This window comes from Sphingopyxis sp. GW821-FHT12F08 (genome assembly GCF_058806755.1).
The window spans coordinates 728,066-753,240 of the sequence record NZ_JBXAQA010000002.1; the positions used below are offsets into that span (position 1 = coordinate 728,066).

The window sequence follows — 25,175 nt, forward strand, 5'->3', positions numbered from 1 at the left end:
ATTGTCCCGCGCGCCCCGGGCGGTATAGCCGCGCCCAGCATGACGGGAAACCCGAAAAGCCCGGCCGGATCGACATCCGGGCCCGCAGCCGCCGATATCCGCGCGCGGCCGATCGTGCTCGTCGGGCTGATGGGCTCGGGCAAATCGACCGTCGGCCGCCGCCTCGCGCAGCGGCTCGGCATGCGCTTCGTCGACGCCGACGACGAGATCGAGCGCGCCGCAGGCATGAGCATCTCGGAGATTTTCGCGCGCTTCGGCGAGGGGCATTTCCGCGACGGCGAACGGCGCGTGATCGCACGGCTGCTCACCGGCAAGCCGCTTGTGCTCGCGACCGGCGGCGGCGCCTTCATGAACGACGAGACGCGCGCGCTGATCAAGGACGCCAGCCTGTCGATCTGGCTCGACGCCGACATCCCGACGCTCGTCGAGCGCGTCGCACGCCGCAACCACCGCCCCCTGCTCAAGGACCGCAACCCCGGCGACGTGCTCCGCGACCTCGCCGCGGTGCGCAACCCCGTCTATGCCGAGGCGCATATCCGCGTCAGTTCGGCGTCGAGCCCGCACGAACATACGGTGCGCGCCATATTGGAGGCTCTCGCAACGTGGAACAATTGACCGTCGATCTCGGCAGCCGCAGCTATCCGATCCTGATCGGCGACGGGTTGATCGCCGAGCTGGGCGCGCATGTCGCGCCGCTGCTGAGGCGCCCGCGCACCATGATCGTCACCGACGAGCATGTCGCGCCGCACTATCTCGCCACGGTCGAGGCGTCGCTGACCGCCGCGGGCATCGCGCACAGCGCGCTCACCCTCCCCGCGGGCGAAAGCACGAAGAGCTGGGACGGCCTCGCGCGCCTCACCGAATGGCTGATCGGCGAAGGCGTCGAGCGCAGCGACCATGTCATAGCCTTGGGGGGCGGCGTGATCGGCGACCTCGTCGGCTTCGCGTGCAGCATCGTCAAGCGCGGCTGCGCCTTCGTCCAGGTGCCGACCACCCTGCTCGCGCAGGTCGACAGCAGCGTCGGCGGCAAGACCGCGATCAACGTGCCCGCGGGCAAGAACCTCATCGGCGCCTTCCACCAGCCCGCGCTCGTCCTCATCGACCCGACGACGCTCGCCACGCTGCCGCGCCGCGAACTCGGCGCGGGCTATGCCGAGGTCGTCAAATACGGGCTGATCGACGATGCCCAGTTCTTCGCCTGGTGCGAGGCGAACGGCGCCGCGCTGCTCGCGGGCGACAGCGCGGCGCGCCACAAGGCGATTGCGCATAGTGTTTCCGCCAAGGCGCGCATCGTCGCCGCCGACGAACGCGAGACGCAGGATGTCCGCGCGCTGCTCAACCTCGGTCACAGCTTCGGCCACGCGCTCGAGGCCGAGACCGGCTATTCGGACCGCCTGCTCCACGGCGAGGCGGTCGCTGCGGGCATGGTGCTCGCGCACGAGTTCTCAGCGGCGAACGGCCTGTGCCCCCCCGAGGATGCCGCCCGCGTCCGCGACCATCTCGCGAGCGTCGACCTCCCCCACAGCCTGGCGAGCGCGGGCATCAACACCGGCGGCGCCACCCTCGCCGCGCATATGGCGCACGACAAGAAGGTCCGCGCCGGCAAGCTGCCGCTGATCCTGACGCGCGGGATCGGGCAGAGCTTCGTCACCGACGAATATGGGCTGGATCGCGTGGCGGCCTTCCTCGACGGGACCCACAGCTAAAGTTTCGGGGCCCATATTTTTGATATGCTTTGGTCCAGTAGACAGCCGGACCATCGCCACCCACATGCAGCGCAAAGCTTCCTTCCCCGCCGCTCTCCCGCGCGCGAATATGGAGATTTGCCATGCAGCGTTTTGCCCAGAAGATTTTCATCGCCCCCGGCCTGCGCACCCCCTTCGGGCGCGGCGGCGGCGCGCTCGCCGACCATGATGCGATCAGCCTGTCGGTCCCGCTGGTCCAGGCGATGGCGGCGAAGGCGCGGCCCGACCTGTTCGTCTGGGGAACCGTCATCCCCAGCCTCGGCTGGAGCAACATCGGCCGCGAAATCTGGCTCGATGCGGGGCTCGACCCGACCGTGCCCGCCTTTTCGGCGGTGCTCGCCTGTTCGACCAGCATGATCGCGGCCTTCGCGGCGGCGGGAATGCTCGGCGGCTCGGCCGATCTCGCGCTCGTCGGCGGCGCCGAGGTGATGAGCAGCCCGCCGATCGGGCTGAAGCCCGCCAGCTCGAAGCGCATCGTCAAGCTGTTCCGCACCGACCCGCCCGCCGCACTCGCTGCGCTGCAGGCGCTGACCGCCGACGACCTGACCCTGCCGGTCAAGGGCTGGGCGAACCGCATCACCGGGCGGACGATGGGCGACCACATGGAAGAGACCGCGCAAGAATGGGGCATCGCCCGCGCGGCGCAGGACGACTGGGCGCTGAAGAGCCACCAGCGCGCGGTCGCGGGGTGGGACAGCGGCTTCTTCGACGATCTGGTGCTCCCGCTCCCCGAGCTTGCCCGCGACGCCAATCCGCGCGCCGACACCTCGGCCGAGAAGCTGGCGGCGCTGAAGCCCGCCTTCGATACCTCGGGCAAGGGCTCGCTCACCGCGGGCAACAGCTCGCCGATCACCGACGGCGCCGCATCGCTGTGGGTCGCGACCGAGGCGGGGATCGGCAAGCTGCCCGAAGGCACGCCCCATGCCGAGCTGGTCGATCACGAGATCGCCGCGGTCGACCATCATGTCGACGGGCTGCTGATGGCGCCGAGCTTCGCGATCCCGCGGCTGCTCGCGCGGCACGGGCTGCGCTACGACGATGTCGCGCTGTGGGAGATTCACGAGGCCTTCGCCGCGCAGGTGCTCGCCAATGTCGCCGCGCTCGAAAAGCCGGGCTGGGCGAAGGAGCGCGCAGGCGTCGATTTCGATTTCGGCGCTTTCCCGTGGGACCGCGTCAACCCCAATGGCGGGTCGGTCGCGATCGGCCATCCGTTCGCCGCAACGGGCGCGCGCGACCTCAGCCAGGCGGTCAAGGAGCTTTGGGACAAGCCCCCGGGTTCATGGGCGATCGTCAGCGTCTGCGCCGACGGCGGCCACGGCACGGTCTCGCTGCTGCGCCGCCCCTGACGCTCAGCCCGGCGCGTCGCAGCCCGGCGGGCGGGGCCGCAGCAGCGCGCGGCCGGCGGCGGCGCCGGTCGCCCGCCCGTCGTCGACCGCCAGCTTGCCGTTGACGAACAATTTGCTGACCCCGACGCTCAGCTCGCGCGGCCGCACATAGTCGGCGCGCGGCGCAAATTCCTCGGCGTCGAAGACGAGGACATCGGCGAAATAGCCCGCGCGCAGATAGCCGCGCCGGTCGAGCTTGTAGATATCGGCGGTGCGCCCGGTCGACTGGCGGATGAAGGTCGCGAGGTCGATGACCTTCCGCTCGCGGACATAGCGGACATATTTTTCGGGGAAGGTCGCGAACATCCGCGGATGGCCGTCGGAGCCGTCGGACGAGGTCACCATCCACTTCTGTTGCATCAGCAGGTCGACATCGGCCTCTGCCATGTTGAACGACGCGACCGCGCCGCCGCCGCCGCTTTCCCCGCGCGCTTTCGCCTCGACGCTCCGGCGGATGATGCGCAGCGCCGCGTCGCGGCTGTCGAGCTTCCACTCGGCGGCGAGCTGTTCGAGCGTCCGGCCGGTCCAGGGATAGCCCTCGGAGATCAGCAGCAGTGCCGCCGCACCGCCGCGCCGCCGCAGATTTTCCTGCATCTCGCCGCGGATCCGCGCCAGCGTCGCGGGGTCGCCCAGCCGCTTCAGCAGCGCCGCGCCGCCGCCGTCGACCGCCCAGCGCGGGAGCAGCGAGGCGTCGAGGTTCGATCCCGACGCGAGCCAGGGATATTGGTCGGCGGTGACATCGATCCCCTCGGCGCGCGCGGCCTCGATCGCCGCGATCACCGCCCCCGCCTGCCCGTGGACGTCGACGCCCAGCGCCTTCAGATGCGCAAAATGGACGGGCATGCCCGCCTGCCGCCCGATGTCGATGACCTCCTGCACCGATCCGAGCAGCCCGATGCTGTAGCTCGATTCGTCGCGCTGGTGCGTGTCGTAGAGGCCGCCGCGGATCGCCGCCTCGCGCGCCACCGCGACGACCTCGCCGGTGGAGGCGAAGCTCTGCGGGGCATAGAAAAGCCCCGTCGACAGGCCCACCGCGCCCTCGCACATGCCCTTCGCCACGAGCGCCTTCATCCGCTCGAGCTCGGCCGCATCGGGCGGGCGCGCGTCCTGACCCAGCACGCGCTGGCGCACCGGCCCGAAGCCGACGAACGAAACCACATTGGTGCCGATGCCCGAGGCTTCGAGCGTCGCGGCGTCCTCGGCGACGTCGGGGGTGCCCGAACCGTCGACGCCGATCATCACCGTGCTCACCCCCTGGTTGAGCCAGGCCGCGTTGACGCGCACCGCCTTGTCGGATGAACGGAGGAAGCCGTCGGCATGGGTGTGCGGATCGACGAAACCGGGCGCGACGATCAGGCCTCTGGCATCGACGATGCGCGCCGCCGTATAACCGCCCGAAGCGCCGACATGGACGATCTGGTCGCCGCGGATCGCGACGTCGCCGACGAAGGGTTTGCCCTCGCCGCCGTCGTAGATCGTCCCGCCGCGGATGATGACATCGACCGTCTCGTCCGCCTTCGCGGCGGCCCCGGACACCGAGAGCAGCGCGGCCGCCGCCGAGAGCATAGCCATGGTGCGGGCGATACGAAGCGGGGCAAGCGGCATCGTCTGAACCTTTCTGCGCGACCGTCCGGCGACGAGATGTCCCGAATGAGCACCGCGCGTCCAGCCAGCGTTGTTGCACCCCCTATAACCCGATGGCATAGAGAGGGAAGGTGCGCCGGCACTGTTGGACAAGGGCCATGACGCGATGAACCTGCGCCAGATCGAAATCTTCCACGCGGTGTTCCTGCACGGCACGGTCAGCGCCGCCGCGCGCTCGCTCAACGTGTCGCAGCCGTCGGTGACCAAGGTGCTGCGCCATGCCGAGCGGTCGATCGGGCTGACTTTGTTCGAACGCTCGAAGGGGCGGCTGATCCCGACGCAGGATGCGCATACGCTGTTCGCCGAGGTGTCGGACATCCAGGACCGGGTGCGCTCGCTGCGCCAGGCCTGCCAGAACCTGCGGCACGGCCGCGGCGGGCTGCTGCGCATCTCGGCGCTGCCCTCGCTAGGCCTCGGCGCGGTGCCCGAGGCGGTGTCGCGCTTCCTCGGCGATCACGACGACATCATGTTCGACCTCCAGACGCTCCATCACGACGAGATGGTGCGCAAGCTCTACGAGCATGAAACCGACATCGCGATCAGCTTCGAAGTGCCGCTGTCGGCGCCCGTCGCGCACCAGGTAATCGGCGAGGGCGAGCTGGTCGTCATCTACCGCGAAGAGGATCTGCCGGGGGCGCCGCCGCGGCTGCACCTCGACGAACTGCGCGGGCACAAGTTCATCAGCCCGGTGCAGAGCGGTCCGATCGGGCGGATGCTGTCGAGCGAGCTCAGCCGGCTCGAGGTCGAACTCGACGAGGTCGTGTCGGCGCGCACCTATTATGTCGCCGCGGCGCTGGTGAATGCGGGGGTCGGCATGGCGATCGTCGACAATTTCACCGCCCATGCCGCGCTGCCGCCCGGCCTGTCGAGCCGGCCGCTGCAACCGGCGATCACCTTCGACATCAACGCCGTCTATCTGCAGAACCGGCCGCCGTCGAAGACCGCGTCGGCCTTCCTCGCCGTGCTCGCGACGGTGCTCGAAGGATTATAGCGCCAGGCTATAGGATAGGAGGCGCTAGATATATGGGACGCCGCCGCAACCGGGCGTAAGAACGCGTTTCCATCGTCACGCAGGTCTGCCGAACCATGATCGAAACCCCCTATCTCCTCTATCTCGGCCATGCGACCGACCCCGCCGACATCAAGACGTCGCGCGGGCTCGCGGTGTTCCGCCCCGACATCTGCGTCGGCGAATTTCGCCACGACGACTGTCCGCTGACCCTGGACCTGCCGCGCATGGATTTCGCCGCCGCGCGCGCGGCCGGTGCGCGCACGCTGGTGCTCGGCATCGCCAATGCCGGCGGCAAGCTCGGCGAGCCGCTGATCCTCGACGCGCTCGCCGCGCTGGAGGCCGGGCTCGACATCGCATCGGGGCTGCACCACCGGCTGAACGCCGAACCGCGGCTGGTCGAAGCCGCGGCGCGCCTCGGCCGCCAGCTCCACGACGTGCGCGACCCGCGCCCCGATATCCCCGTCGGCAACGGCAAGAAGCGTGCGGGCAACAGGCTGCTGACCGTCGGCACCGACTGCTCGGTGGGCAAGATGTACACGACTTTGTGCCTTGCGAGTGCGCTCGCAAAGCGCGGCGTGCCGGCCGATTTCCGTGCCACCGGGCAGACGGGCATATTGGTCGCGGGCGACGGCGTCCCCCTCGACGCCGTGGTCGCCGACTTCATCTCGGGCGCGATCGAACAGGTGTCGCCGGCGCGCGACGACGACGGCTGGGACCTGATCGAGGGACAGGGTTCGCTCTACCACCCCTCGTTCGCGGGCGTCTCGATGGGGCTGCTGCACGGCGCTCAGCCCGACGCGCTCGTCCTCTGCCACGACCCGGTGCGCCCGCATATGCGCGGCCTGCCGCATTATCCGCTGCCCGGCATCGCCCAGACGATCGAGGCCAATCTGAACGCCGCGCGGCTCACCAACGACGATGTCCGCGTCGTCGGCATCGCGCTCAACACCTCGGCGATGCCCGAGGATGAGGCGCGCGCGCTGTGCGCGCGCATCGAGGCCGAGTTCGAACTGCCGACCAGCGACCCCTATCGTTTCGGGGTCGAGTCGATCCTCGACCGTCTGCTCGGGACCGAAGTCGCGGCGTCGAGCGTCGCGGCAACCGCCTGAACGCCATGCGCCGCACCCTGACTGTCGCCGGCGAGATTTTGCCACTGCACACGCCGTTCCGCATCTCGCGCGGGACGAAGACCGCGGCGCAGGTGGTCACCGTCGCGCTCATACAGGACGGCGTCACCGGGCGCGGCGAATGCGTGCCCTATCCGCGCTATGGCGAGGATGAAGAAAGCACGATCCTTGCGATCGAGGCGGCACGCGATGCGATCGAGCAGGGGTGCACACGACAGGAACTGCTCGAAACCATGCCCGCGGGCGCGGCACGCAACGCGGTCGACTGCGCGCTATGGGATCTCGAACTGCGGCTCGCGGGAAGCGATATCACGGCGGCGCTGGGGCTCGAAAGGCCGCTGCGCCCGATCGTCACCGCGATGACGATCAGCCTCGACGCGCCCGATCGCATGGCCGCCGCCGCGGCGGCGCTCGCCGACGCCCCGCTGCTGAAGGTCAAGGTCGATCGCAACGATCCGGTAGCGCAGATCAGGGCCGTTCGCGCGGCCGCACCCAATCCCAGGATGATCGTCGACCCCAACGAAAGCTGGACCATCGCCGAAGTGCGCAGCCTGCAGGATTTGCTGCTCGACCTTCGCATCGACCTGCTCGAACAGCCGCTGCCCGCCGATGCCGATGGCGATCTCGCCGGTTTCCGTTCGGCGATCCCGATCGCCGGCGACGAGGCGGTGCATGTCGCGGCCGATCTCGATGGCCTGCCCGATGGCTATGGCGTCGTGAACATCAAGCTCGACAAGACCGGGGGCCTCACCGCTGCGCTGGACCTCGCGCAGGCGGCGCGTGCGCGCGGACTCGGCGTGATGACCGGCTGCATGATCTGTTCGTCGCTGTCGATCGCCCCCGCCTGGGCGATCGCGGCGCAGAGCAGCTTCGTCGACCTTGACGGACCGCTCTGGCTTGCCGAGGATCGTCCGGGCGGGGTCAGCGCAGCGAACGGCATATTGTCGCCGCCGCAACCCGGCTTCTGGGGTGGGATTTGACGGCATCGGGGCAAAACGGGGGCGAGGGTTGCGGGGCTGTGGTCCTGCGACGGTTTTGGAGTGGGGAGCGGCCATCGCCGATCCTCCCCGGAACGGGGAGGGGGACCACCCGAAGGGTGGTGGAGGGGCACGCGAGGTTTACGCCGCGCCCAACGAAAATGCCCCTCATGTCCGGCAACGAATCTGTGGTGCGCCACTTCGCCGGTAAGAGGACCAGCCTGTGCCCCTCCACCAGCTTCGCTGGTCCCCCTCCCCGTTCCGGGGAGGATCATTTGGTTCCGACGTGCGCGAGGGACAAATGATCGCCGCCGCCATCCCCGCCACCCTCCCGACGGAAACCCCCGCCAAGCCCTCCGCGCGGCGCCTGCTCGGTCTCTACCTGCTGCTCGGCTTTTCGGCCGGCCTGCCTTTCTACATGTTCAACGCAGTGCTGACTTTGCGCCTGTCGAAGCATGGCGTCGACATCGTGATCATCGGTTTCTTCGCGTGGATCGCGTTGCTGCCGACCTTCAAATTCGCCTGGGCGCCGCTGATCGAGCGATACGACGTGCCGGGCTTTGCGCGTTTCTGGGGGCGGCGGCGCGGGTGGATCATGCTGTCGCAACTCGGCATCTTCCTCTCGATGGTCGCGATGGCCTTCACCTCGAGCGACAAGAGCCTGCCGCTGACCGCGCTGTTCGCGGTCCTGCTCGCCTTCTGGACGACGACGCTCGAGGTTGCCGCCGACGGCTGGCGGATCGAACTCGCCCCGACGCAAGCCGAGCAGGCACCGATCGTCGCCGCCAATTTATGGGGCTATCGCAGCGCGATGGTCGCGGCGGGCAGCGGCGCGATCCTCGTCGCGGCCTGGTCCGACTGGACCTGGGCCTATCTGGTCATCGCCTTCGCGGCCTTCCTGCCCTTCCCCATCCTCGCGGCGATGCGGCCCGAACGCGAAGGCACCGGCGGCCGCGCGCAGGCGCTGGTGGCGGGAACACTGACCAGCCTGCTCGTGGTGCTCGCCGGCGCGATCGTCACCGCCCTGCTCGGCTGGGCGCTGCTCTCGGCCGCGCAAGGCGCCGGCATTTCGGCGAAGACCAATGTCACGCCGATCGTCCTCGGCATCGCGCTGCTGCCTTTCGTCGCGCTGGCGCTCGCCCTTCCCCGCATCAATCGGATGCCGGCGGGCGCGCCGGCGGCCATGTCGACCTTCGCCGCGCCCTATGTCGAGCTGTTCTGGCGCTATGGCTATGCGGTGCTCGCGCTGCTCGCCTTCGTCTCGCTCTACCGGATGGGCGACGTGCTCACGCTGACCCTCTCGCACCCGCTGTGGAACGACAGGGGTTACAGCCTGCATCAGATCGGCGTCGCCGACGGGGTCGTCGCGCTGTCGGCGAGCATGGCGGGGGTCGCGCTCGGCGGCTGGCTGTCGACGCGGCTGTCGCTCGGTTGGACGCTCGGCATCGGCGCGGTGACCGCCGCGGCGGGCAACTGGATCTATGTCTGGCTCTGGCACAGCGAGCCGTCGTCGTTCGTCCTCTATACCTCGGTCGCGGTCGACCAGTTCGGCAATGGTTATGCGGGTGCGGTGTTCGTCGTCTATCTGTCGATGCTGGTCAGCCCGAAATATCCGGGCGCGCAATATGCTTTGCTCTCGGGCTTCGCTTTCCTCCTGCCGCGCCTGCTCGCGGGCGCGTCGGGGTCGATGCAGACGCAGATCGGCTATGACGGCTTCTTCCTGCTGTCGGGCGCGCTGAGCTTCGCGGCGATCTTCCTTCTGCCCATCATCGTCCGCGTGAAAGAGCGCCTGGCATGACGATCGAGGCCGTCTGCGAAGCGGGCTTCGCGCCCGCGCTCGAAGCGACCCGAAGCGGCCGCATCCCCGGCGCCGCGTTCGGCGTGGTCGGCGCCGACGGTGCGAGCGCGGTGCGCTTCGCCGGAATGGCCGCGCTCGTCCCCGAGCGCGAGGCGCTGACCCGCGAGCACTGGTTCGACCTCGCCTCGCTCAGCAAGGTGATCGCCACCACGGTGATGATCCTGAAACTCGCCGAAGAAGGCCGCCTCGACCTCGACCGGCCGCTGACCGACGCAATCCCGGACCTCCGCCAATATGACGTCGCGGGTGCCGCCGAGCGCAAGCTGACCTTCCGCGACTGCCTGATGCATCGGACGTTCCTGCCCGCGGTCGAGCCCATCTATACCTATGGCGGCGACCCGGCGCGGCTGCGCGCCTTCGTGCTCCAGCGCGAATGGCGCCACGGGCCGCCCGTCTATTCGGACATCAATTTCATCCTGCTCGGCATCGCGATCGAGCGCCTCACCGGCGCCCCGCTGTCCGCCTGGCCGCTCGGCGAGGGGCTCGGTTTCGGCCCGCCGCCCGGCCCCGCGGTCGCCACCGAACATTGCAGCTGGCGCGGGCGCGTGATGAAGGGCGAGGTCCACGACGAAAACGCCTTCGCGCTCGGCGGCGCCCCGGGTCACGCCGGAATGTTCGGCACGGTCGACGGCGTGCTGGGCTTCGCGCGCGCGCTGATGGCCGGCGAAATCCTGTCGCCCGCGATGCTGGCCGAAATCCGCACCGCGGGCGACCGCCACCGCACCTGCGGCTGGGAGCGCGCCTTCGCCGGATGGCACGGCGGCGACGCCTGCTCGGGCCACACCATCGGCCACACCGGCTTCACCGGCACCGGCCTCTGGCTCGATTTCAGGCGCGGCCTCGGCTGGACCCTGCTCACCAACCGGGTCCATCCGACCCGCCACGCCGACAGCGGCATCGTGGCGCTCCGCCCCGCGGTGGGCCATGCGGTCATCACAGCTTGGGACGAACGGATTTAATATGACGCCAATAATCGCACGCCTCGCCCTCGCCTCGGCCCTCGCGCTGTCGCTTTCGCTGACCGCGGCCAGAGCGCAGACGGCCCCCGTCTCGCTCCAGACGACGGTCGAGCAGAAACTCGCCGAAGGCCCGCCGGGCTCGCGCTTCGGCATGCTCGTCACCACCCTCGACGGCGAGATACTGGTCTCGATCGCCGCCGACCAGCGCTTCATCCCCGCATCGAACACCAAGATGTTCACCACTGCGATCGCCTATGCCGAGCTGCCGCTGCTCCAGCAGGCGGCGAAGGGCACCGGCGTGCGGCTCGAAACGCACGCCGACGGCAAGGTCGACGTCGTGCTGCACGGCCGCGGCGACGCGCTGCTGTCGAGCGCCGACGGCTGCAAGGCCGACTGCCTGCAGACGCTCGCCGACGCGGTCGCGGCCAGGACCCGCCATGTCCGCAACATCACCGGCGACGACAGCTGGTTCCCCGACGAACGCTGGAGTCTGGGGATGAGCTGGAACAATATCGCATCGCGCTACGGCACCGGCACCTCGGCGCTGACGCTCGACGACAATGAGCTGGTGGTGAAACTGGCACCGGGCGCGATCGGCGCCGCGCCGAGCGTGCAGGCGCCCGGCTATTACGCCATCGAAAACCGGGTCGTGACCGTCGCGGGCAAGGAAGAGGAGATCGAGGCCGACCGTATGCCGAACAGCCGCGTCTTGCGCCTGACCGGCACGGTCGGTGTCGAGGCGGGACCTTTGACGCTGCGCTATGGCATCGACGATCCGGCGCATTATGCCGCGTGGCGCCTCGGCGAACTGCTGCGCGCGCGCGGCGTGCGCGTCGACGGCCAGATCGAAGCCCGCCATCGCCCGCTGACCGCCGCCGACGATCCCGAGAAGCGGAAAGATACGCCAGCCACCCTGCCCGCCGAACCCGCGATGCTCGCCGAACTGCCCGCGCCGTCGCTCGCCGAAAATATGGTGCGGATCAACAAGGAGAGCCAGAATCTCCACACCGAACTGATGCTGCGCCGCGTCGCGCGGCACGCGGGCAGCGGCTCGATCGCCGACGGGCAGGCGGTGATGCAGCGGGTGATGACCGGGGCGGGGCTGCCCGCGGCCGGCTATCACTTCGCCGACGGGTCGGGCATGTCGAGCTACAACCGGCTCAGCCCGCGCGCCGCGGTCGGCCTGCTCGGCTGGATCGCGCGCCAGCCGTGGAGCATGGACTGGCGCGCGACGCTGCCGATCGCCGGGCGCGACGGCACCTTGAAGAGCCGCTTCAAAGGCACGCTGCTCGAGGGCAAGCTCTTCGCGAAAACGGGGTCGCTCAACGCGTCGCGCGCGCTCTCGGGCTATCTCACGACGCGCAGCGGCAAGATGCTGATCTTCTCCGCACTGGCGAACGACATGCCCGAGGACACCGACGCCCAAGCAACCGCCGCGGTCGACCGCGCGCTGGTCGCGATCGCCGAGGCGCTCTAACTTCAAACTCCGTTCGTGCTGAGCTTGTCGAAGCACCGTCCTTCTTCTTGCCGCGCCCGAAAGAAAGAGCGACCCTTCGACAAGCTCAGGGCAAACGGTGCAAATAAGCAGCGGTCAATCCGGGATGGGCGTCAGGACCAGCCGCGCCGCGGCGTGGCGGTCGACCGCCGCCTTGCTGAACCACAAGGGCTGCATCGTTCCCGCGAGCCATAGCGGGTAAAAGTCGCGATATTGCGGCGAGCGCGGGTCGGCGGACTGGCCGGGGAGCAGCAGGAAGCGGCTGTTGTCCCACGCGCCGACGTCGGCGACGAACAAATAGCTGGCGCCGTGCGAGACGTCGAAACCGCGCTTCGCATTGAAGCCGCGCGCCATCGGCGTCGTCCCGTCGCCGCCCGACCGGCCGCCCTCGATCTTGGGGAAGGCGGCCGCGATCGCGCGGTTCGACGTCGCCAGCGGATGCGCGATCGTCACGCGGTGGAGGTCGCCCCATTTCCAGCGCGCCGGATCGGGCCCGCCGAGCACGACCGCGCGGTTCCATCCCGCGACCAGCGCGCGATCGATCATCGCGTCCCGTTCGACGATAGGGTCCGCGCCCAGCCTCTTGTCGGGCGAGGCAAGGATGCGCAGCATTTCGGACAGGTTGACCGACGGGATCAGGTCCTTCGCTCCCGCCGGAACGATGCGCTCGCGGAAGTCCGCCAACAGCGCCAGCATCACCATTTCATAGAGCAAAGCGGCGGCGCTGTCGGCCTCGATCCCCCAATCCCACCGGCGCAGTAGCGCCGCGGCGGGAGCGGCTTCGGCCGATGGAGCAGTCGGCAGCAGTTTGAGCAGCGCACGCGCGGGCAGCGACTGGACGTCGTGCTGGAGCGCGATGCTGTCGGCGATCCGGTGCTTCGGCTGCGCGCGCAGCACTTCGGCGACCCGATCGTAGCGAAAGGGATCGCTCCAGCTGAAGCTGATGATCCGCTCGCGATACGGATAGCCCGCCGGCAGGTTCATCTGGTTCGCCGACGCGAACCAGCCCTCCGCCGGGTTATAGACGTGCGGCATATCCTCGACCGGCAATAGGCCCGTCCAGTCGTAGTCGCCGTCGCCGGGCGCGGGGAAAAGGCCGTCATGCTTCGGCCGGCGCGGGGTGAAGCCGATCGTCTGCCAGCCGGTGTTGCCGTCGATGTCGGCATAATGGAAATTGGTCGGCGACACGTGCAGCTTGAATGCCTGCCGCAGCGACGCCCAATCCTTCGACAGGTTGATCGCGATCATCGCGAAGCGCATGTTCGCGCCGGGCAGCGCGCTGACCGTGGCAAAGGCGACCGCACGGTGGCGCGCCGCATCCTCCGATACGATCGGACGGCCGCTCGCATAGCGCAGGACCACGCGCTCCGCCGGAGCGCCCTTGACCGCAATGTCTTCCTCGACCGTCTCGAACGCCTTCCATTCACCCATGTGCCAATAAAGGTTCGGATTGCCTTCCTTCGTGCGCAGGATGAACAGGTCGGTCTGGTCGATGTGGAAATTGGTCCGGCCGAAGGCGAAGCGGTCGGTGTGTCCCTGCATGATCCCGGGCAGCCCCGGCGCGCCCGCGCCGATGACGTCGAGCCCCGGCGCGGTCAGATGGATCATGTGGCGCGGGCTCGAACCGCCGATGCCGAGATGCGGGTCGTTGGCGAGGATCGGCCGCCCCGTCGCGCTGCGCGACGGCGCGATCGTCCAGGCGTTGCTGCCGAGCGCAAAGCGGTCTTCGCGGCGCGTTTCGGGGTCGAGCCACGCTTCCTGCAGCGGCTCGAAGCCCCCCGGCCGGTTGGCGGGATCAAGCAGGCCGAGGTCGACCTCGCTCACCGCCGCGACGTCGAGCCCCTCGGGAACGGTGAAGGACCAGGCGGGGCGCAGCGGGACCATCAACTGGTCGGCGTCGAGCAGGCCGCGCGCTTGAAGCTGCGCGCGGCGCACCTCGTCGTCGGCGTCGCCCATGCTGATCCCCCGGTCGCGCACCAGGTCGCGCACGTCCCAGCGCAGCGGACCGATCCCGAGGATGCCATATTCGAGCGGCAGCAGCGACGGGTCGGCGGCAAGCTCGTCGATCCGGGCATTGACCCCGGCGACATAGCCGCGCGCGCATTCGAGCACGTCCGGCGGCAGCGCCGCGAGCTCGGCCTCGACATCGCCGCGATAGAGGAACAGCCGCGCCGCCTTGTCGGCAGCGACGAAGCGCGGGCCGAACGCTTCAGCCATGCGCCCCATGTCGCGGCGATGCTCCATGTCGATCTGGAACAGCCGGTCGCGCGCAACCAGATAGCCTTGCCCGAAAAAGGCATCGTGCAGCGAGGCGGCGCGGACATGCGGCACGCCGAGCTCGTCCTCGACCACCTCGATCGGCGCCCGCGCGCCGGACAGGCTGATATTGCGCGTGCCGCCCTTGATCCGCGGTTTCGCGAGCAGGCTGCCCGGCATCGCGACAAGCGCGGCGGAAGCCAGCAAGAATGCGCGGCGCTGGATCAACAGGCCCTCCCCGATTGTGAATGACGATCGCGAAACAAAACCCTATCGCAGCACCATGCCGCGACCCCATAACAAGCGGGCCGCCCCCTATAACTGCAAGCTATCCGCATATCGCCGCGCCGCGACAACCCTATATCCTCGGGCTATATGTCCATATCGCAAGGTTAGCGGCGGAGCAGTTGACCGGCTGCAACCACCCTGTAACCTCCGCGTCACGAAGCCGGACATCCGCGGCCCCCGGTCGCGGCCGTTGCCGGCCGGTTACGGTGATTACCCAAGAAAAAATGAAGGGACGGAGCGACGCTCCGCCAGGCGGTCAGGTGGGACGACAGGGCGAGCCAAAGCACGCGATGCGCGACGTGCGGCTCAGCCTTACGGCAACAAAGGGGACGGTAATAATGCGTAATTTTGGACGAGTTCGTGGGTCGCTGGGCCGCAACATCGGGTTCGGCGCGGCGATGACCGCACTGGCGCTGGTTCACAGCGTTCCGGCAATGGCGCAGGACACCGCCGCACCGGCGGAAAGCGACGAAGCGGCGGCCGGCGACCAGATCGTCGTCACCGGCTCGCGCATCGCCCGCGACGGGTTCAAGGCCCCCACGCCGGTGATCGTGATGACGCAGGAGGATATCCAGAACACCTCGCCGTCGAACAATATCGCCGACTTCATCAACCAGCTGCCGCAGCTCGCGGGCTCGACCAAGCCGGCCAACTCGCGCCTCAACATCTCGAACGGCTCGGCGGGCATCAACGCGCTCAACCTGCGCAATCTGGGCGAGAGCCGGGTGCTGGTGCTGGTCGACGGGCGGCGGTCGGTCGGGTCGACGATCTTCGGCTGGGTCGACATCAACACCATTCCGCAGGCGCTGATCGAGCGCGTCGAGCTGGTCACCGGCGGCGCATCGTCGGCCTATGGGTCGGACGCGGTCACCGGCGTGGTCAACTTCATCCTCAACAAGAAGATGGAGGGGCTGCGCATTACCGGCGACATGGGGATCACCCATGTCGGCGACGGCTTCAACTATTCGGGCAGCATCGCGGGCGGCAAATCCTTCGCGGACGGCCGCGGCCATGTCGTCTTCAACGCCGAGATCGCGCATCAGGACGGCATCTACGAAGTCGACCCGAACGATCGGCCGTGGAACCACAAGGGCTATCTGGCCTTTGCCAACCCGGCCTATACCGCGACCAACGGCCAGCCTGCTTTCATCACCTTCCGCGAGAATGCCGGCCAGACGAACCAGGCGCCAGGCGGCTTCATCACGGGCTCGGCGGGCAACAACAACGGGTTGCGCGGTCTCTATTTCGGCCAGAACGGCCAGGTCATCCCGTTCCAATATGGCTCGTTCAACTCGCCCGCGCTTGGCGGCGCTGCCGCGGTCACGCGCACGGTCGGCGGCGACTGGCGCGTCAACGATTCGGGCCGCCGCATCGGCCTCGCCCCGAAGGACGATCGCTACGGCTTCTACGGCCGCGTCAGCTTCGATGTCTCGGACGGCGTCACGCTGTTCGCCGAGGGCTCGTTCAACAAGCAGGAAGTCTTCTTCAACGCCGGCCCCAATCTCGGCTCGGCGACGCTAAACACCACCGGCTGTACGGTCGTCCCGACCCCGATCACCTGTAACGCCTTCGCGCTGCAGACGCTCGGCGCCCAGCGGCTCGCGGGCGTCACCAGCGTCAGCATCACGACCACGGCCGCCGACCTGCCGTTCCGCGGCATCAACAACAAGCGCCAGGTCCAGCGCTATGTCATCGGCGCCGAGGGCGAATTCGACGCGTTCGGCAAGTCGGCGCGCTGGGACATCTATGGCCAATATGGCCGTTCCGACGTGCGCGAACAGCTGCGCAACATCATGCACGTCGCCAAGATGACGCAGGCCACCAATGCAGCCTTTGCGCCGGCCGGCAATACCGGCGGCTATGCGGTCGGCTCGATCCAGTGCCTGATCAACGTCGATGCCGATGCTACCAACAACGACCCGAGTTGCGTGCCGCTCAACCGCCTCGGTATCGGCGTCGCCGATCCGGCGGCTATCGACTATGTGCTCGGCGATCCGTTCCGCAAGCAGGTGCTCGAACAATATGTCACCGGCGCCAACCTGTCGCTGACCCCCTTCGCGACCTGGGCGGGCGACGTCAGCATCGCGATCGGCGGCGAATATCGCGAAGAAAAGATTCGCGGCAGCGTGCCCGCCGAGTTCCAGCCGATCATCAATCCCAACGGCACCACCTCAAACCGCTGGTCGGTCGGCAATTACCTGCCGTTCCGCGGCAGCTACAATGTGAAGGAAGCCTATCTCGAAACGCTGATCCCGCTGGGCTTCGGCCTCGAATTCAACGGCGCGGTGCGCGCGACCGACTATTCGACCTCGGGCTATGTCACCACCTGGAAACTGGGTGCGACCTGGGCGCCGATCGACGATATCCGCCTGCGCGTGACGCGCTCGCGCGACATTCGCGCGCCGAACCTGAACGAGCTGTTCCAGGCCGGCACCGCGAACAGCGATTCGGTGCGCAACCCCGCCTTCACCCCGGACCTCGCCAACGGCCCGCAATTCTTCCCCTATTCGGGGCTGACGACCGGCAACCCCGCGCTCGAGCCCGAAAAGGCCGATTCGTGGAACATCGGCGGGGTGATCACGCCGCGCTTCCTGCCGGGCTTCCAGGCATCGGTCGATTATTTCCGGATCGACCTCGAGGATGCGATCGATTCGATCAGCGCACAGGAAGTGGTCAACCGCTGCAACGAAGGCATTCAGGCTTTCTGCGACGCGATCACCACCGATCCGGTTCGCTCGACCCCGACCACGCCCTATCTGCTGATCCGCACCCAGCCCTTCAACTATGTGCGCCGGCTGGTGCGCGGCATCGACTTCGATGCCGCCTATCGCCTGCCCGTGGGTGAAAACAGCAGCATCACGCTCAAGGGCACCGCGACCCGATACATCGAAAACCTGTCGGAGACCGGCATCGCCGGGACGACGCCGGTCAACACGGTGGGCGCAAACGGCGGTCAATTCAGCACGCCCAAGTGGATCTTCCGCGCGAACGTCAATTATTCGACCCCGACCTTCTCGGGCACCGTCACCGGCCGCGGCGTGAGCTCGGGTAAATATCTGGCGAATGCGATCGAATGCACCAGCGGGTGCCCGACCTCGACCAGCCAGTTCCCGACCTATGACAACAACCGCGTCAAAGGCACTTTCTACGTCGATCTTAACCTGACGCAGAAGATCAAGGTCGGGAACGCGTCGGAGGCCGAGTTCTTCTTCAACGTCACCAACCTGTTCGACGCCGACCCGCTGCGGTTGCCCGAAACGGGCCTCGCCGCGAACAGCACCTTCTCGGACCTCCTGGGCCGTACCTACCGCGTCGGCGTCCGCTTCAAGCTGGACTGACGCACAGCAAACCCAAGTAAAAGGGGCGGGCGAGAGTCCGCCCCTTTTTTGTTCATTTCTGGATACCGAGGCCGTCATCGCCGCCGCAACCCAATTCTCGCGATGGCGATCACCGGCGCGCCCGCGCTCGCCATCGCAGCGCTCGGCGCGGGTGCCGTGGTCGGCGCGCGCTAGTTCGCGTCGAAAGCGGCTTCGACCTCTTCCTTCGCCAGCTTCGCCGCGCGCCGCGTCTCGCGCAGCTTTTCCAGGATGCTCGTCCCCTCGCGGCTGCCGCCCGGCTGGAAGCGATGATCCATGCCCGCCGACAGGTCGCCGCCCGCCATCTGCGCGCCCAGCCGCACCTCGTCGAGGTGGCGCAGCGCCGCTTCGACATCCTCGATCTCGCGCCGGTCGATGTCGAGCTGTTCGAGCGCCATCAGCCCCAGCGCGATCGAGCTTTCGAACACTTCGCGCACTGCGCCCGTCGCCCCCGCGCCGTCGATCGCGATCAGCTGGCGGCGGTCGAACACGCGGGTGAGGATCCTGGCGTGCGGAAAGGCCTCGACCACCGGGCGCAGCGCGTCGGCGTCGACGCTGCGGTCGTCGATGCAATAGACGATCAGCTTCGCCTCGTCGGCACCCGCGCGGCGCAGCAGGTCGAGCCGCAGCCCGTCGCCGAAATAGACCTTGGTGTCGAAGCGTTCGGACAGCTCGATCTGGCTCGGTTTCTTGTCGATCAGCGTCACCGAACAATCGACCGCGTGCAGCATCTGCGACACGATCTGCCCGAAGCGCCCGTAGCCGATCACCAGCGCCGAGCCGCGCGGCGCATGCTCGGGGCCCGCCAGCCCCTTGCCGCTCCGGTCGGGGGCGAACTCCAGGTTGCGCGCGAACAGCATCAGGAAGGGGGTCGAGACCATCGACAGCGTCACCACCGCGCTGAACAGGCTGGCAGCCTCGGGCGCGATCAGCAGCGCGTCGGCGGCTTGGGTGAAGAGCAGGAAGCCGAACTCGCCGCCCTGGCTCAGCAGCAGCCCGAGCCCCAGCGCGGCCTTCCACGCCATGCCGTAGATCCGCGCGATGCCGGTGAGCACCGCGATCTTGACCGCCACCAGCCCCGCCGCGAGGCCCAGCACGAGCCAAGGCCGCTCCAGCACCGCGCCGACGTCGAGCACCATGCCCACCGCGAGGAAGAAGAGCCCGAGCAGGATCAGGCGAAAGGGTTCGACATCGGCTTCGATCTCGTGCCGGTACGGCGAATCGGCGAGCATCACCCCCGCGATGAACGCGCCGAGCGCGGTCGACAGGTGCAGGCTGTGCATGAAGGCCGCGCTCGCGAGCACGACGAGCAGGCCGACCACCACGAACAGCTCGCGCTCGCCGTAGCGCCCGACGAGCCGAAGCAGCGGATTGAGGACGAAACGCCCCACCAGCACCAGCGCGGCGATCGCGCCGACGGTATAGAGCGCCATCTGCCATCCCGGCGGCGCCGAGGGATCGGCGGGCGCGCGCGACAGCGCCGCGACGATGGTGATCATCGGCACGATCGCCAGATCCTGGAACAGCAGGATCGAAAAGGCCTTTTCGCCGAAGGGCGAGTTGATCGTCCCCGAGCTTTTGAGGCTGGGCAGCACCTGCGCGGTCGACGACAAGGCGAGCGGCAGGCCAAGCGCGAGCGCCGCCTGCCAGCTGAAGCCCAAAGTGGCGAGGATCAGCGCGGTGAGGATCAGTCCCGAAATCACGACCTGCGCCATGCCGAGCCCGAAGATGGCGCGGCGCAGTTCCCAGAGCCGCCGCGGATGGAGTTCGAGCCCGACGAGGAAGAGCAGGAAGGCAATGCCGAGCTCGGCGAAGGCGAGCTTCGATTCGCCGCCGCCGACGAGGCCCAGCCCGTGCGGCCCGACCAGCGCGCCGGCGATCAGATAACCGAGCACCGCGCCGAGCCCCAGGCGGCGGAACAGCATCACGAACAGCGTCGCGACCCCGAGCAGGATCGCGCCCTCGAAGAGCATCGTGTCGGTCGCGGTCTCGCCCGCCTTTTCGGCGGCGATATTCGAGGCCGCGGCGGTCAGCAGCAACAGGGTCATGCGCGCGCTGCCTGCGTTTCGAGCGCGGCAATCGCCGCATCGAAAGGCAGCAGGATCGCGCCGTGCCGCGCGGGATAATCCTTTGCCGGCGCCAGCAGGTCGAAGCCCGGCCAGTCGGGCCGCGTGCCGCTGCCGCCGAACCAGCCCGCGATCGCCGCGCGCGCGGCGCGAATCTCGCCCAGCCCCTTGCCCGCCGCATGGCGCGCGAGCAGCGAAGCCGACGCCTGGCCCAGCGCGCACGCCTCGACATGCATGCCCACCTTCGTCACCCGCCCCGCATCGTCGGTGTCGAGGTCGAGCAGGATGCGGCTGCCGCAGAGCGGTGCGCGGAGCGATGCATGATGGCGCGCGCCCGGCAGTGGCAGATATTCGGCGGTCGCAACCGCCAGCGCCAATATGTCGCGATTATAGAGCGGCGCGCTCATTTCGCGTCTGCGCCGGACGCGTCCTTATCGCCATTGGCCTCGGCCTCGCGCGCCGCCGAACGGCGTTCGGCGATGACCTTGCTCATCGCCGAGCTCATCGCATTGAGCGCCGGATAGGTGCGGCTCGCGGTCATCCACGCCGGACGCTGCGCATTGCCGTAACCGATGTCGTAGAGCAGCGTGACGAGCATGAAGCCGATCGTCGCGATCAGCAGCCCCTTCACCGCGCCGAAGCCCGCGCCGAGCCCGCGGTCGAAGCCGCCGACGATCGACGCGCGGCTGCGCTGTCCCATCGCACGCGATCCCCATTTGGCGAGCGCGAAGACGCCGCCGAACAGGATCACGAAGGCAAGCACCGCGCCGCCGCCTTCGGTCCCGACCCAGTCCGCGACCAGCCCGGTCACCGTGCCGTGGAGCAGGCGCACCGCGAGAATCGCGAGCACCCAGGCGAGGAGCGTCGTCACCTCCTGCACCAGTCCGCGCGAAAAACCGAGCACCGCACCGCCGCCAACCAGCAGCAGCACAAAAATGTCCAAAGCCGTCAAACTTCCCATTCGCCGGTCGCTAGTCGCGCCCGAGCATCAGGTCAACGAGTTCGCCGAGCCGCGCGAAACCGGTGACCGAAATCCCGCCGACGCCTTTCATCCCCTTGGGTCCCCAGCCCGTCGAAAAGCCGAGCTTCGCCGCCTCGCGCAGCCGCAGGCCGTCGTGCGAAACCGGCCGCACCTCGCCCGACAGCGACAGCTCGCCGAAGACGATCGCGTCGGCGGGCACCGGCCGCTCGCTGAACGCCGAGATCAGCGCCGCCGCGACCGCAAGATCGGCGGCGGGATCGGTCAACCGGTAACCGCCCGCGATGTTGAGATAGACCTCGGCTCCGCCGAGTTGCAGCCCGCAGCGCGCCTCCAGCACCGCGAGCACCATGGCGAGCCGGCCGCTGTCCCAGCCGACGACGGCGCGGCGAGGCGTCGCCCCGCTCGCCAGCCGCACGGTCAGCGCCTGCACCTCGACCAGCACCGGGCGCGTGCCCTCCAGCGCGGGAAATACCACCGACCCCGGCACGTCGCGGCTGCGGTCGGTCAGGAACAGGCTCGACGGGTTGGCGACCTCGCCCAGCCCGCCCTCGCCCATCGCGAACACCCCGATCTCGTCGGTGCCGCCGAAGCGGTTCTTGACCGCGCGCAATATGCGATATTGGTGGCTGCGTTCACCCTCGAACGCCAGCACCGTGTCGACCATATGCTCGAGTACGCGCGGCCCCGCGATCGTCCCGTCCTTGGTGACATGGCCGACGAGCACCAGCGCCGCGCCGCTGTCCTTGGCGAAACGGATCAGTTCCTGCGCCGACGCGCGCACCTGGCTCACCGTCCCCGGCGCGCCTTCGATCAGGTCGCTGTGCATCGTCTGGATCGAATCGATGACGATGAAATCGGGATCGCTGCCGCCCAGCGTCGCGAGGATGTCGCGCACCGAGGTCGCGCTCGCGAGTTGCACCGGCGCCTTGCCGAGTCCCAGCCTTTGCGCGCGCAGTCGCACCTGCGCCGCCGCTTCCTCGCCGCTGATATAGACGACCGCCTTGCCCGCGAGCGCCAGCCGCCCCGCGGCCTGCAACAGCAAGGTCGACTTGCCGATCCCAGGATCGCCGCCGATCAGCGTCGCCGACCCCGCGACGAAGCCGCCGCCCATCGCGCGGTCGAACTCGGCGATCCCGCACAGCATCCGCTCGGGCATGATGCTGTGCGCGTCGAGCGCCTCGAGCGCGATCGTCCGGCCGCCCTTGCTGAGGTCGTGCTTCGCCGAAAAGGCGGTTTCGCCGGCTTCCTCGACCAGCGTGTTCCACTCGCCGCAATCGGCGCACTGCCCCTGCCAGCGATAGGTGACCGAACCGCAATTCTGGCAGACATATTGACGCTTCGCTTTGGCCATGCCGCCCGCTTAATCGGAACAAAGGCGGAACGCCATCATTTTCATGCAGGTCGCGTGACGGCCGTCACGCGCATGGCGACCATCACGGCGACTAGGATCTCCATGCCCCATCGAGGCGCATAGCAGGAGAGCCATCATGCCGAAGGACAAGAACCGCCCCCGCAACGAAGCAGAAATTCCGCCCAAGGCCGAAGCCGCCGTTCACTTCTTTGGCAACCGCCATGTGTGCGGCACCGACTCGCTCGGCTACGCGACACCGAAAGCCCGGTCGCCGTTCGACCTCAGAGTCGACGCCTCGGGCGGCTTCATCCCGCTGTGGGACGAAAATGTCCTGCTGCGATACCGCTTCCAGCCCCGCTCGCTAAACCGGCTACCCGATCCGGGAGCGACCGTGGCGACGATCCGCCAGCTCCTCGGCGAGGCGCTCGAATCATGGGGCGACGCCGCGCCCGTCCGCTTCGGTGAACGCGCCGATGCTTGGGACTTCGAAATCGCCGTCCGAAACGCCGACGACTGCGATTTCGGCGGCGGCTGCGTGCTGGCCAGCGCCTTCTTTCCCGACGCCGGTCAGCACGAACTCGTCATCTATCCAAAGATGTTCGACCAGCCGCACCATGAGCAGGTCGAAACGCTGGTCCACGAACTCGGCCATATCTTCGGCCTGCGGCACTTTTTTGCCGATGTGTCGGAAACCGCATGGCCGGCTGAACTCTTCGGCAAGGACAACGAGTTCAGCATCATGAATTATGGTGATGCGAGTATCCTGACCGACCAAGACCGGGCCGACCTGAAGGCGCTCTACAAGGCCGCGTGGCGTGGGGAGCTCAAGAATATCAACGGCACGCCGATCGTGCTGATGAAGCCGTTCAGTTCGCATCGTCCCTGAGAGGGCGGCCGACATCGGTGATCTTGTTCCGGGGCCGGCGCTGGCGCTCCAAGCTTGGACGCCAGCGCCGGCGCGTGATAGGCGGGGGGCGAATCGAAACCGCCCGCACAAGGATCGCCCCGCGCCATGAAATTCTTCGCCGACACCGCCGAAATCGCCGACATCCAGGAGCTCGCCGCGACCGGCCTGCTCGACGGAGTCACCACCAACCCGTCGCTGATCGCCAAGTCGGGCCGCGACTTCAAGGAAGTGACCCGCGAAATCTGTGCACTGACCGACGGCCCGGTATCGGCCGAGGTCGTCGCGCTCGATCACGCGACAATGATGAAGGAGGCCGAAATCCTCCGCAAGATCGCCTCCAATGTCTGCATCAAGGTGCCGCTGACGATCGACGGGCTCAAGACCTGCAAGGCGCTGACCGGCGACGGCACGATGGTCAATGTCACACTCTGCTTCTCGGCGGCGCAGGCCTTGCTCGCGGCCAAGGCCGGCGCGACCTTCGTTTCGCCCTTCGTCGGCCGCCACGACGACAATGGTTTCGACGGGATGCAGCTGATCTCGGATATCCGGCTGATCTACGACAATTACGGCTACGAGACCGAGATCCTCGTCGCCAGCGTGCGCCATGGTATCCATGTGCTCGAAGCCGCCAAGATCGGCGCCGATGTGATGACCGCGCCGCCGTCGGTCATCAAGGGGCTGTTCAAGCATATCCTGACCGAAAAGGGTATCGAGGGCTTCCTTGCCGACTGGGCGAAGACGGGGCAGTCGATCTGATAACAAGATCCTCCCCATTTGTGGGGAGGTGGCAGCGCGCAGCGCTGACGGAGGGGGTTCTCGTTCCGACGCAGCGTTGCGTCAGGACGCAAACCCCCTCCACCACCCGCTTCGCGGGCGGTCCCCCTCCCCGTGCCGGGGAGGATTACAGTTGACGTAAACGTCAACCCGCGCCGATACTCTCCCGCGACAAAGGGAGAGATTCGATGACTGACACTGCCGTCCCCGCCATCCTCACCGAACGCCAGGGCCATATCCTGATCGTCACGATCAACCGCCCCGAGGCGCGCAACGCGGTCAATGCCGCGGTGCATGCCGGCATCGGGACCGCGCTCGAGGAAGCCGAAAACGACCCCGAAATCCGCGTCGTCGTGATCACCGGCGCGGGCGACAAGAGCTTCTGCGCGGGCGCCGACCTCGTCGCGCTGTCGCGAGGCGAGCATCTCGCGCCCGCCGACCCGGCGCAGCAGGCGTGGGGTTTCGCGGGTATGGTGTCGCACCCGATCTCGAAACCGATCATCGCCGCGGTCAACGGCTTCGCCTTTGGCGGCGGCTGCGAGATCGCGCTGATGAGCGACATCATCGTCGCCGCCGATCATGCGCAATTCGGCCTGCCCGAGGTCAAGGTCGGGCTGTTCGCCGCAGCGGGCGGCGCCTTCCGCCTGGCGCAACAACTGCCGCGCAAGCTGGCGATGGAATATATGCTCACCGGCGACCCGATCCCCGCCGCGCGCGCCGCCGAATTCGGGCTGGTCAATCACGTCGTCCCGCTCGCCGACCTGCTCCCCACCGCGCTCGCGCTCGCCGAGAAGATCGCCGCCAACGCGCCGCTCTCGGTGCAGGTGTCGAAGCGCGTCGCACTCGGCATCCAGGACGGCCGCATCGCCTCGGACGCGGCCTATTGGGAGCATAACACGATCGAGCGCAACGCGCTGATGCGCAGCGAGGACGCGCGCGAAGGCCCGCTCGCCTTTGCGCAGAAGCGCAAGCCCGAGTGGAAAGCGCGCTGAG

At 68.2% G+C, this 25,175-nt stretch carries 19 protein-coding genes; 13 read left to right on the forward strand and 6 right to left on the reverse strand.

Features of this window, described 5'->3' with window-relative positions; all coding sequences use genetic code 11:
- Positions 1-39 precede the first annotated feature (39 nt).
- The 3 genes from AC1RNQ_RS08270 to AC1RNQ_RS08280 all read left to right on the forward strand — a co-directional run bounded on the left by AC1RNQ_RS08270 (position 40) and on the right by AC1RNQ_RS08280 (position 3,091).
- Positions 40-615: a shikimate kinase gene (locus tag AC1RNQ_RS08270; RefSeq protein WP_493170373.1), complete on the forward strand. Its 576-nt coding sequence runs from the start codon at positions 40-42 to the stop codon at positions 613-615.
- Positions 603-1,706 (forward strand): 3-dehydroquinate synthase, encoded by a 1,104-nt coding sequence (aroB, locus tag AC1RNQ_RS08275; protein ID WP_493170374.1) that lies wholly within the window; start codon positions 603-605, stop codon positions 1,704-1,706. The genes AC1RNQ_RS08270 and aroB overlap by 13 nt, the downstream gene beginning before the upstream one ends.
- Positions 1,707-1,828: 122 nt before the next feature.
- The gene (locus AC1RNQ_RS08280; RefSeq protein WP_493170376.1) at positions 1,829-3,091 is read left to right on the forward strand and encodes a thiolase family protein; all 1,263 of its coding nucleotides are present in this window, start codon (positions 1,829-1,831) and stop codon (positions 3,089-3,091) included.
- A gap of 3 nt (positions 3,092-3,094) precedes the next feature.
- On the opposite strand, the gene AC1RNQ_RS08285 is transcribed toward AC1RNQ_RS08280, so the two are convergent.
- On the reverse strand, positions 3,095-4,702 hold the full coding sequence (locus AC1RNQ_RS08285; protein WP_493170378.1) for an N-acyl-D-amino-acid deacylase family protein: 1,608 nt from the start codon (positions 4,700-4,702) through the stop codon (positions 3,095-3,097).
- Between the two features lie 178 nt (positions 4,703-4,880).
- On the opposite strand from AC1RNQ_RS08285, the gene AC1RNQ_RS08290 reads away from it, so the two are divergent.
- From AC1RNQ_RS08290 to dacB, 6 genes are all read left to right on the forward strand, one after another.
- Positions 4,881-5,765, forward strand: a complete 885-nt coding sequence (locus AC1RNQ_RS08290; protein ID WP_493170604.1) for a LysR family transcriptional regulator — start codon at positions 4,881-4,883, stop codon at positions 5,763-5,765.
- 95 nt (positions 5,766-5,860) lie between these two features.
- On the forward strand, positions 5,861-6,895 hold the full coding sequence (dgcN, locus tag AC1RNQ_RS08295) for an N-acetyltransferase DgcN (protein ID WP_493170380.1): 1,035 nt from the start codon (positions 5,861-5,863) through the stop codon (positions 6,893-6,895).
- A 5-nt stretch (positions 6,896-6,900) separates the two neighbouring features.
- Positions 6,901-7,893, forward strand: a complete 993-nt coding sequence (dgcA, locus tag AC1RNQ_RS08300; protein ID WP_493170382.1) for an N-acetyl-D-Glu racemase DgcA — start codon at positions 6,901-6,903, stop codon at positions 7,891-7,893.
- Positions 7,894-8,191: 298 nt separating this feature from the next.
- Entirely contained in the window at positions 8,192-9,688 is a 1,497-nt protein-coding gene (locus AC1RNQ_RS08305; protein WP_493170383.1) for an MFS transporter, read from the forward strand.
- The gene (locus AC1RNQ_RS08310) at positions 9,685-10,707 is read left to right on the forward strand and encodes a serine hydrolase domain-containing protein (protein ID WP_493170385.1); all 1,023 of its coding nucleotides are present in this window, start codon (positions 9,685-9,687) and stop codon (positions 10,705-10,707) included. The genes AC1RNQ_RS08305 and AC1RNQ_RS08310 overlap by 4 nt, the downstream gene beginning before the upstream one ends.
- Position 10,708: 1 nt before the next feature.
- Entirely contained in the window at positions 10,709-12,184 is a 1,476-nt protein-coding gene (gene dacB, locus AC1RNQ_RS08315; protein WP_493170387.1) for a D-alanyl-D-alanine carboxypeptidase/D-alanyl-D-alanine endopeptidase, read from the forward strand.
- Positions 12,185-12,298: 114 nt separating this feature from the next.
- On the opposite strand, the gene AC1RNQ_RS08320 is transcribed toward dacB, so the two are convergent.
- The gene (locus tag AC1RNQ_RS08320; protein ID WP_493170388.1) at positions 12,299-14,686 is read right to left on the reverse strand and encodes a penicillin acylase family protein; all 2,388 of its coding nucleotides are present in this window, start codon (positions 14,684-14,686) and stop codon (positions 12,299-12,301) included.
- Between the two features lie 398 nt (positions 14,687-15,084).
- Here AC1RNQ_RS08320 and AC1RNQ_RS08325 point away from each other — a divergent pair, with 398 nt between their 5' ends.
- Positions 15,085-18,084, forward strand: coding sequence for a TonB-dependent receptor domain-containing protein (locus AC1RNQ_RS08325; RefSeq protein ID WP_493170390.1), 3,000 nt, complete (start codon positions 15,085-15,087; stop codon positions 18,082-18,084).
- 170 nt (positions 18,085-18,254) lie between these two features.
- Here the strand turns inward: AC1RNQ_RS08325 and AC1RNQ_RS08330 are convergent, their stop codons facing one another.
- The 4 genes from AC1RNQ_RS08330 to radA are packed head-to-tail and all read right to left on the reverse strand — an operon-like array spanning position 18,255 to position 22,501.
- Positions 18,255-20,150, reverse strand: coding sequence for a cation:proton antiporter domain-containing protein (locus AC1RNQ_RS08330; RefSeq protein WP_493170392.1), 1,896 nt, complete (start codon positions 20,148-20,150; stop codon positions 18,255-18,257).
- The gene (locus AC1RNQ_RS08335; protein ID WP_493170394.1) at positions 20,147-20,575 is read right to left on the reverse strand and encodes an iron-sulfur cluster assembly scaffold protein; all 429 of its coding nucleotides are present in this window, start codon (positions 20,573-20,575) and stop codon (positions 20,147-20,149) included. The genes AC1RNQ_RS08330 and AC1RNQ_RS08335 overlap by 4 nt, the downstream gene beginning before the upstream one ends.
- Complete coding sequence (locus AC1RNQ_RS08340; protein ID WP_493170395.1) at positions 20,572-21,129, reverse strand: CvpA family protein; 558 nt, start codon at positions 21,127-21,129, stop codon at positions 20,572-20,574. The genes AC1RNQ_RS08335 and AC1RNQ_RS08340 overlap by 4 nt, the downstream gene beginning before the upstream one ends.
- 10 nt (positions 21,130-21,139) lie before the next feature.
- Positions 21,140-22,501: a DNA repair protein RadA gene (gene radA, locus AC1RNQ_RS08345; protein ID WP_493170397.1), complete on the reverse strand. Its 1,362-nt coding sequence runs from the start codon at positions 22,499-22,501 to the stop codon at positions 21,140-21,142.
- A gap of 136 nt (positions 22,502-22,637) precedes the next feature.
- Here radA and AC1RNQ_RS08350 point away from each other — a divergent pair, with 136 nt between their 5' ends.
- From AC1RNQ_RS08350 to AC1RNQ_RS08360, 3 genes are all read left to right on the forward strand, one after another.
- Positions 22,638-23,387 (forward strand): matrixin family metalloprotease, encoded by a 750-nt coding sequence (locus AC1RNQ_RS08350; protein WP_493170398.1) that lies wholly within the window; start codon positions 22,638-22,640, stop codon positions 23,385-23,387.
- Between the two features lie 126 nt (positions 23,388-23,513).
- Positions 23,514-24,164, forward strand: a complete 651-nt coding sequence (gene fsa, locus AC1RNQ_RS08355; RefSeq protein WP_493170399.1) for a fructose-6-phosphate aldolase — start codon at positions 23,514-23,516, stop codon at positions 24,162-24,164.
- 206 nt (positions 24,165-24,370) lie between these two features.
- The gene (locus AC1RNQ_RS08360) at positions 24,371-25,174 is read left to right on the forward strand and encodes a crotonase/enoyl-CoA hydratase family protein (protein WP_493170400.1); all 804 of its coding nucleotides are present in this window, start codon (positions 24,371-24,373) and stop codon (positions 25,172-25,174) included.
- Position 25,175: the final 1 nt, after the last annotated feature.

Excerpts from the sequence above, each read along its gene's own strand:
- AC1RNQ_RS08330 (WP_493170392.1), bottom strand. The coding sequence starts at position 20,150 with ATGACCCTGTTGCTGCTGACCGCCGCGGCCTCGAATATCGCCGCCGAA.
- AC1RNQ_RS08360 (WP_493170400.1), top strand. The coding sequence starts at position 24,371 with ATGACTGACACTGCCGTCCCCGCCATCCTCACCGAACGCCAGGGCCAT.
- fsa (WP_493170399.1), top strand. The coding sequence starts at position 23,514 with ATGAAATTCTTCGCCGACACCGCCGAAATCGCCGACATCCAGGAGCTC.
- dgcN (WP_493170380.1), top strand. The coding sequence starts at position 5,861 with ATGATCGAAACCCCCTATCTCCTCTATCTCGGCCATGCGACCGACCCC.
- AC1RNQ_RS08310 (WP_493170385.1), top strand. The coding sequence starts at position 9,685 with ATGACGATCGAGGCCGTCTGCGAAGCGGGCTTCGCGCCCGCGCTCGAA.
- radA (WP_493170397.1), bottom strand. The coding sequence starts at position 22,501 with ATGGCCAAAGCGAAGCGTCAATATGTCTGCCAGAATTGCGGTTCGGTC.
- AC1RNQ_RS08305 (WP_493170383.1), top strand. The coding sequence starts at position 8,192 with ATGATCGCCGCCGCCATCCCCGCCACCCTCCCGACGGAAACCCCCGCC.
- AC1RNQ_RS08270 (WP_493170373.1), top strand. The coding sequence starts at position 40 with ATGACGGGAAACCCGAAAAGCCCGGCCGGATCGACATCCGGGCCCGCA.
- AC1RNQ_RS08335 (WP_493170394.1), bottom strand. The coding sequence starts at position 20,575 with ATGAGCGCGCCGCTCTATAATCGCGACATATTGGCGCTGGCGGTTGCG.
- AC1RNQ_RS08285 (WP_493170378.1), bottom strand. The coding sequence starts at position 4,702 with ATGGCTATGCTCTCGGCGGCGGCCGCGCTGCTCTCGGTGTCCGGGGCC.
- AC1RNQ_RS08350 (WP_493170398.1), top strand. The coding sequence starts at position 22,638 with ATGCCGAAGGACAAGAACCGCCCCCGCAACGAAGCAGAAATTCCGCCC.
- AC1RNQ_RS08340 (WP_493170395.1), bottom strand. The coding sequence starts at position 21,129 with ATGGGAAGTTTGACGGCTTTGGACATTTTTGTGCTGCTGCTGGTTGGC.
- dgcA (WP_493170382.1), top strand. The coding sequence starts at position 6,901 with ATGCGCCGCACCCTGACTGTCGCCGGCGAGATTTTGCCACTGCACACG.
- AC1RNQ_RS08325 (WP_493170390.1), top strand. The coding sequence starts at position 15,085 with ATGCGTAATTTTGGACGAGTTCGTGGGTCGCTGGGCCGCAACATCGGG.
- AC1RNQ_RS08280 (WP_493170376.1), top strand. The coding sequence starts at position 1,829 with ATGCAGCGTTTTGCCCAGAAGATTTTCATCGCCCCCGGCCTGCGCACC.
- AC1RNQ_RS08290 (WP_493170604.1), top strand. The coding sequence starts at position 4,881 with ATGAACCTGCGCCAGATCGAAATCTTCCACGCGGTGTTCCTGCACGGC.
- dacB (WP_493170387.1), top strand. The coding sequence starts at position 10,709 with ATGACGCCAATAATCGCACGCCTCGCCCTCGCCTCGGCCCTCGCGCTG.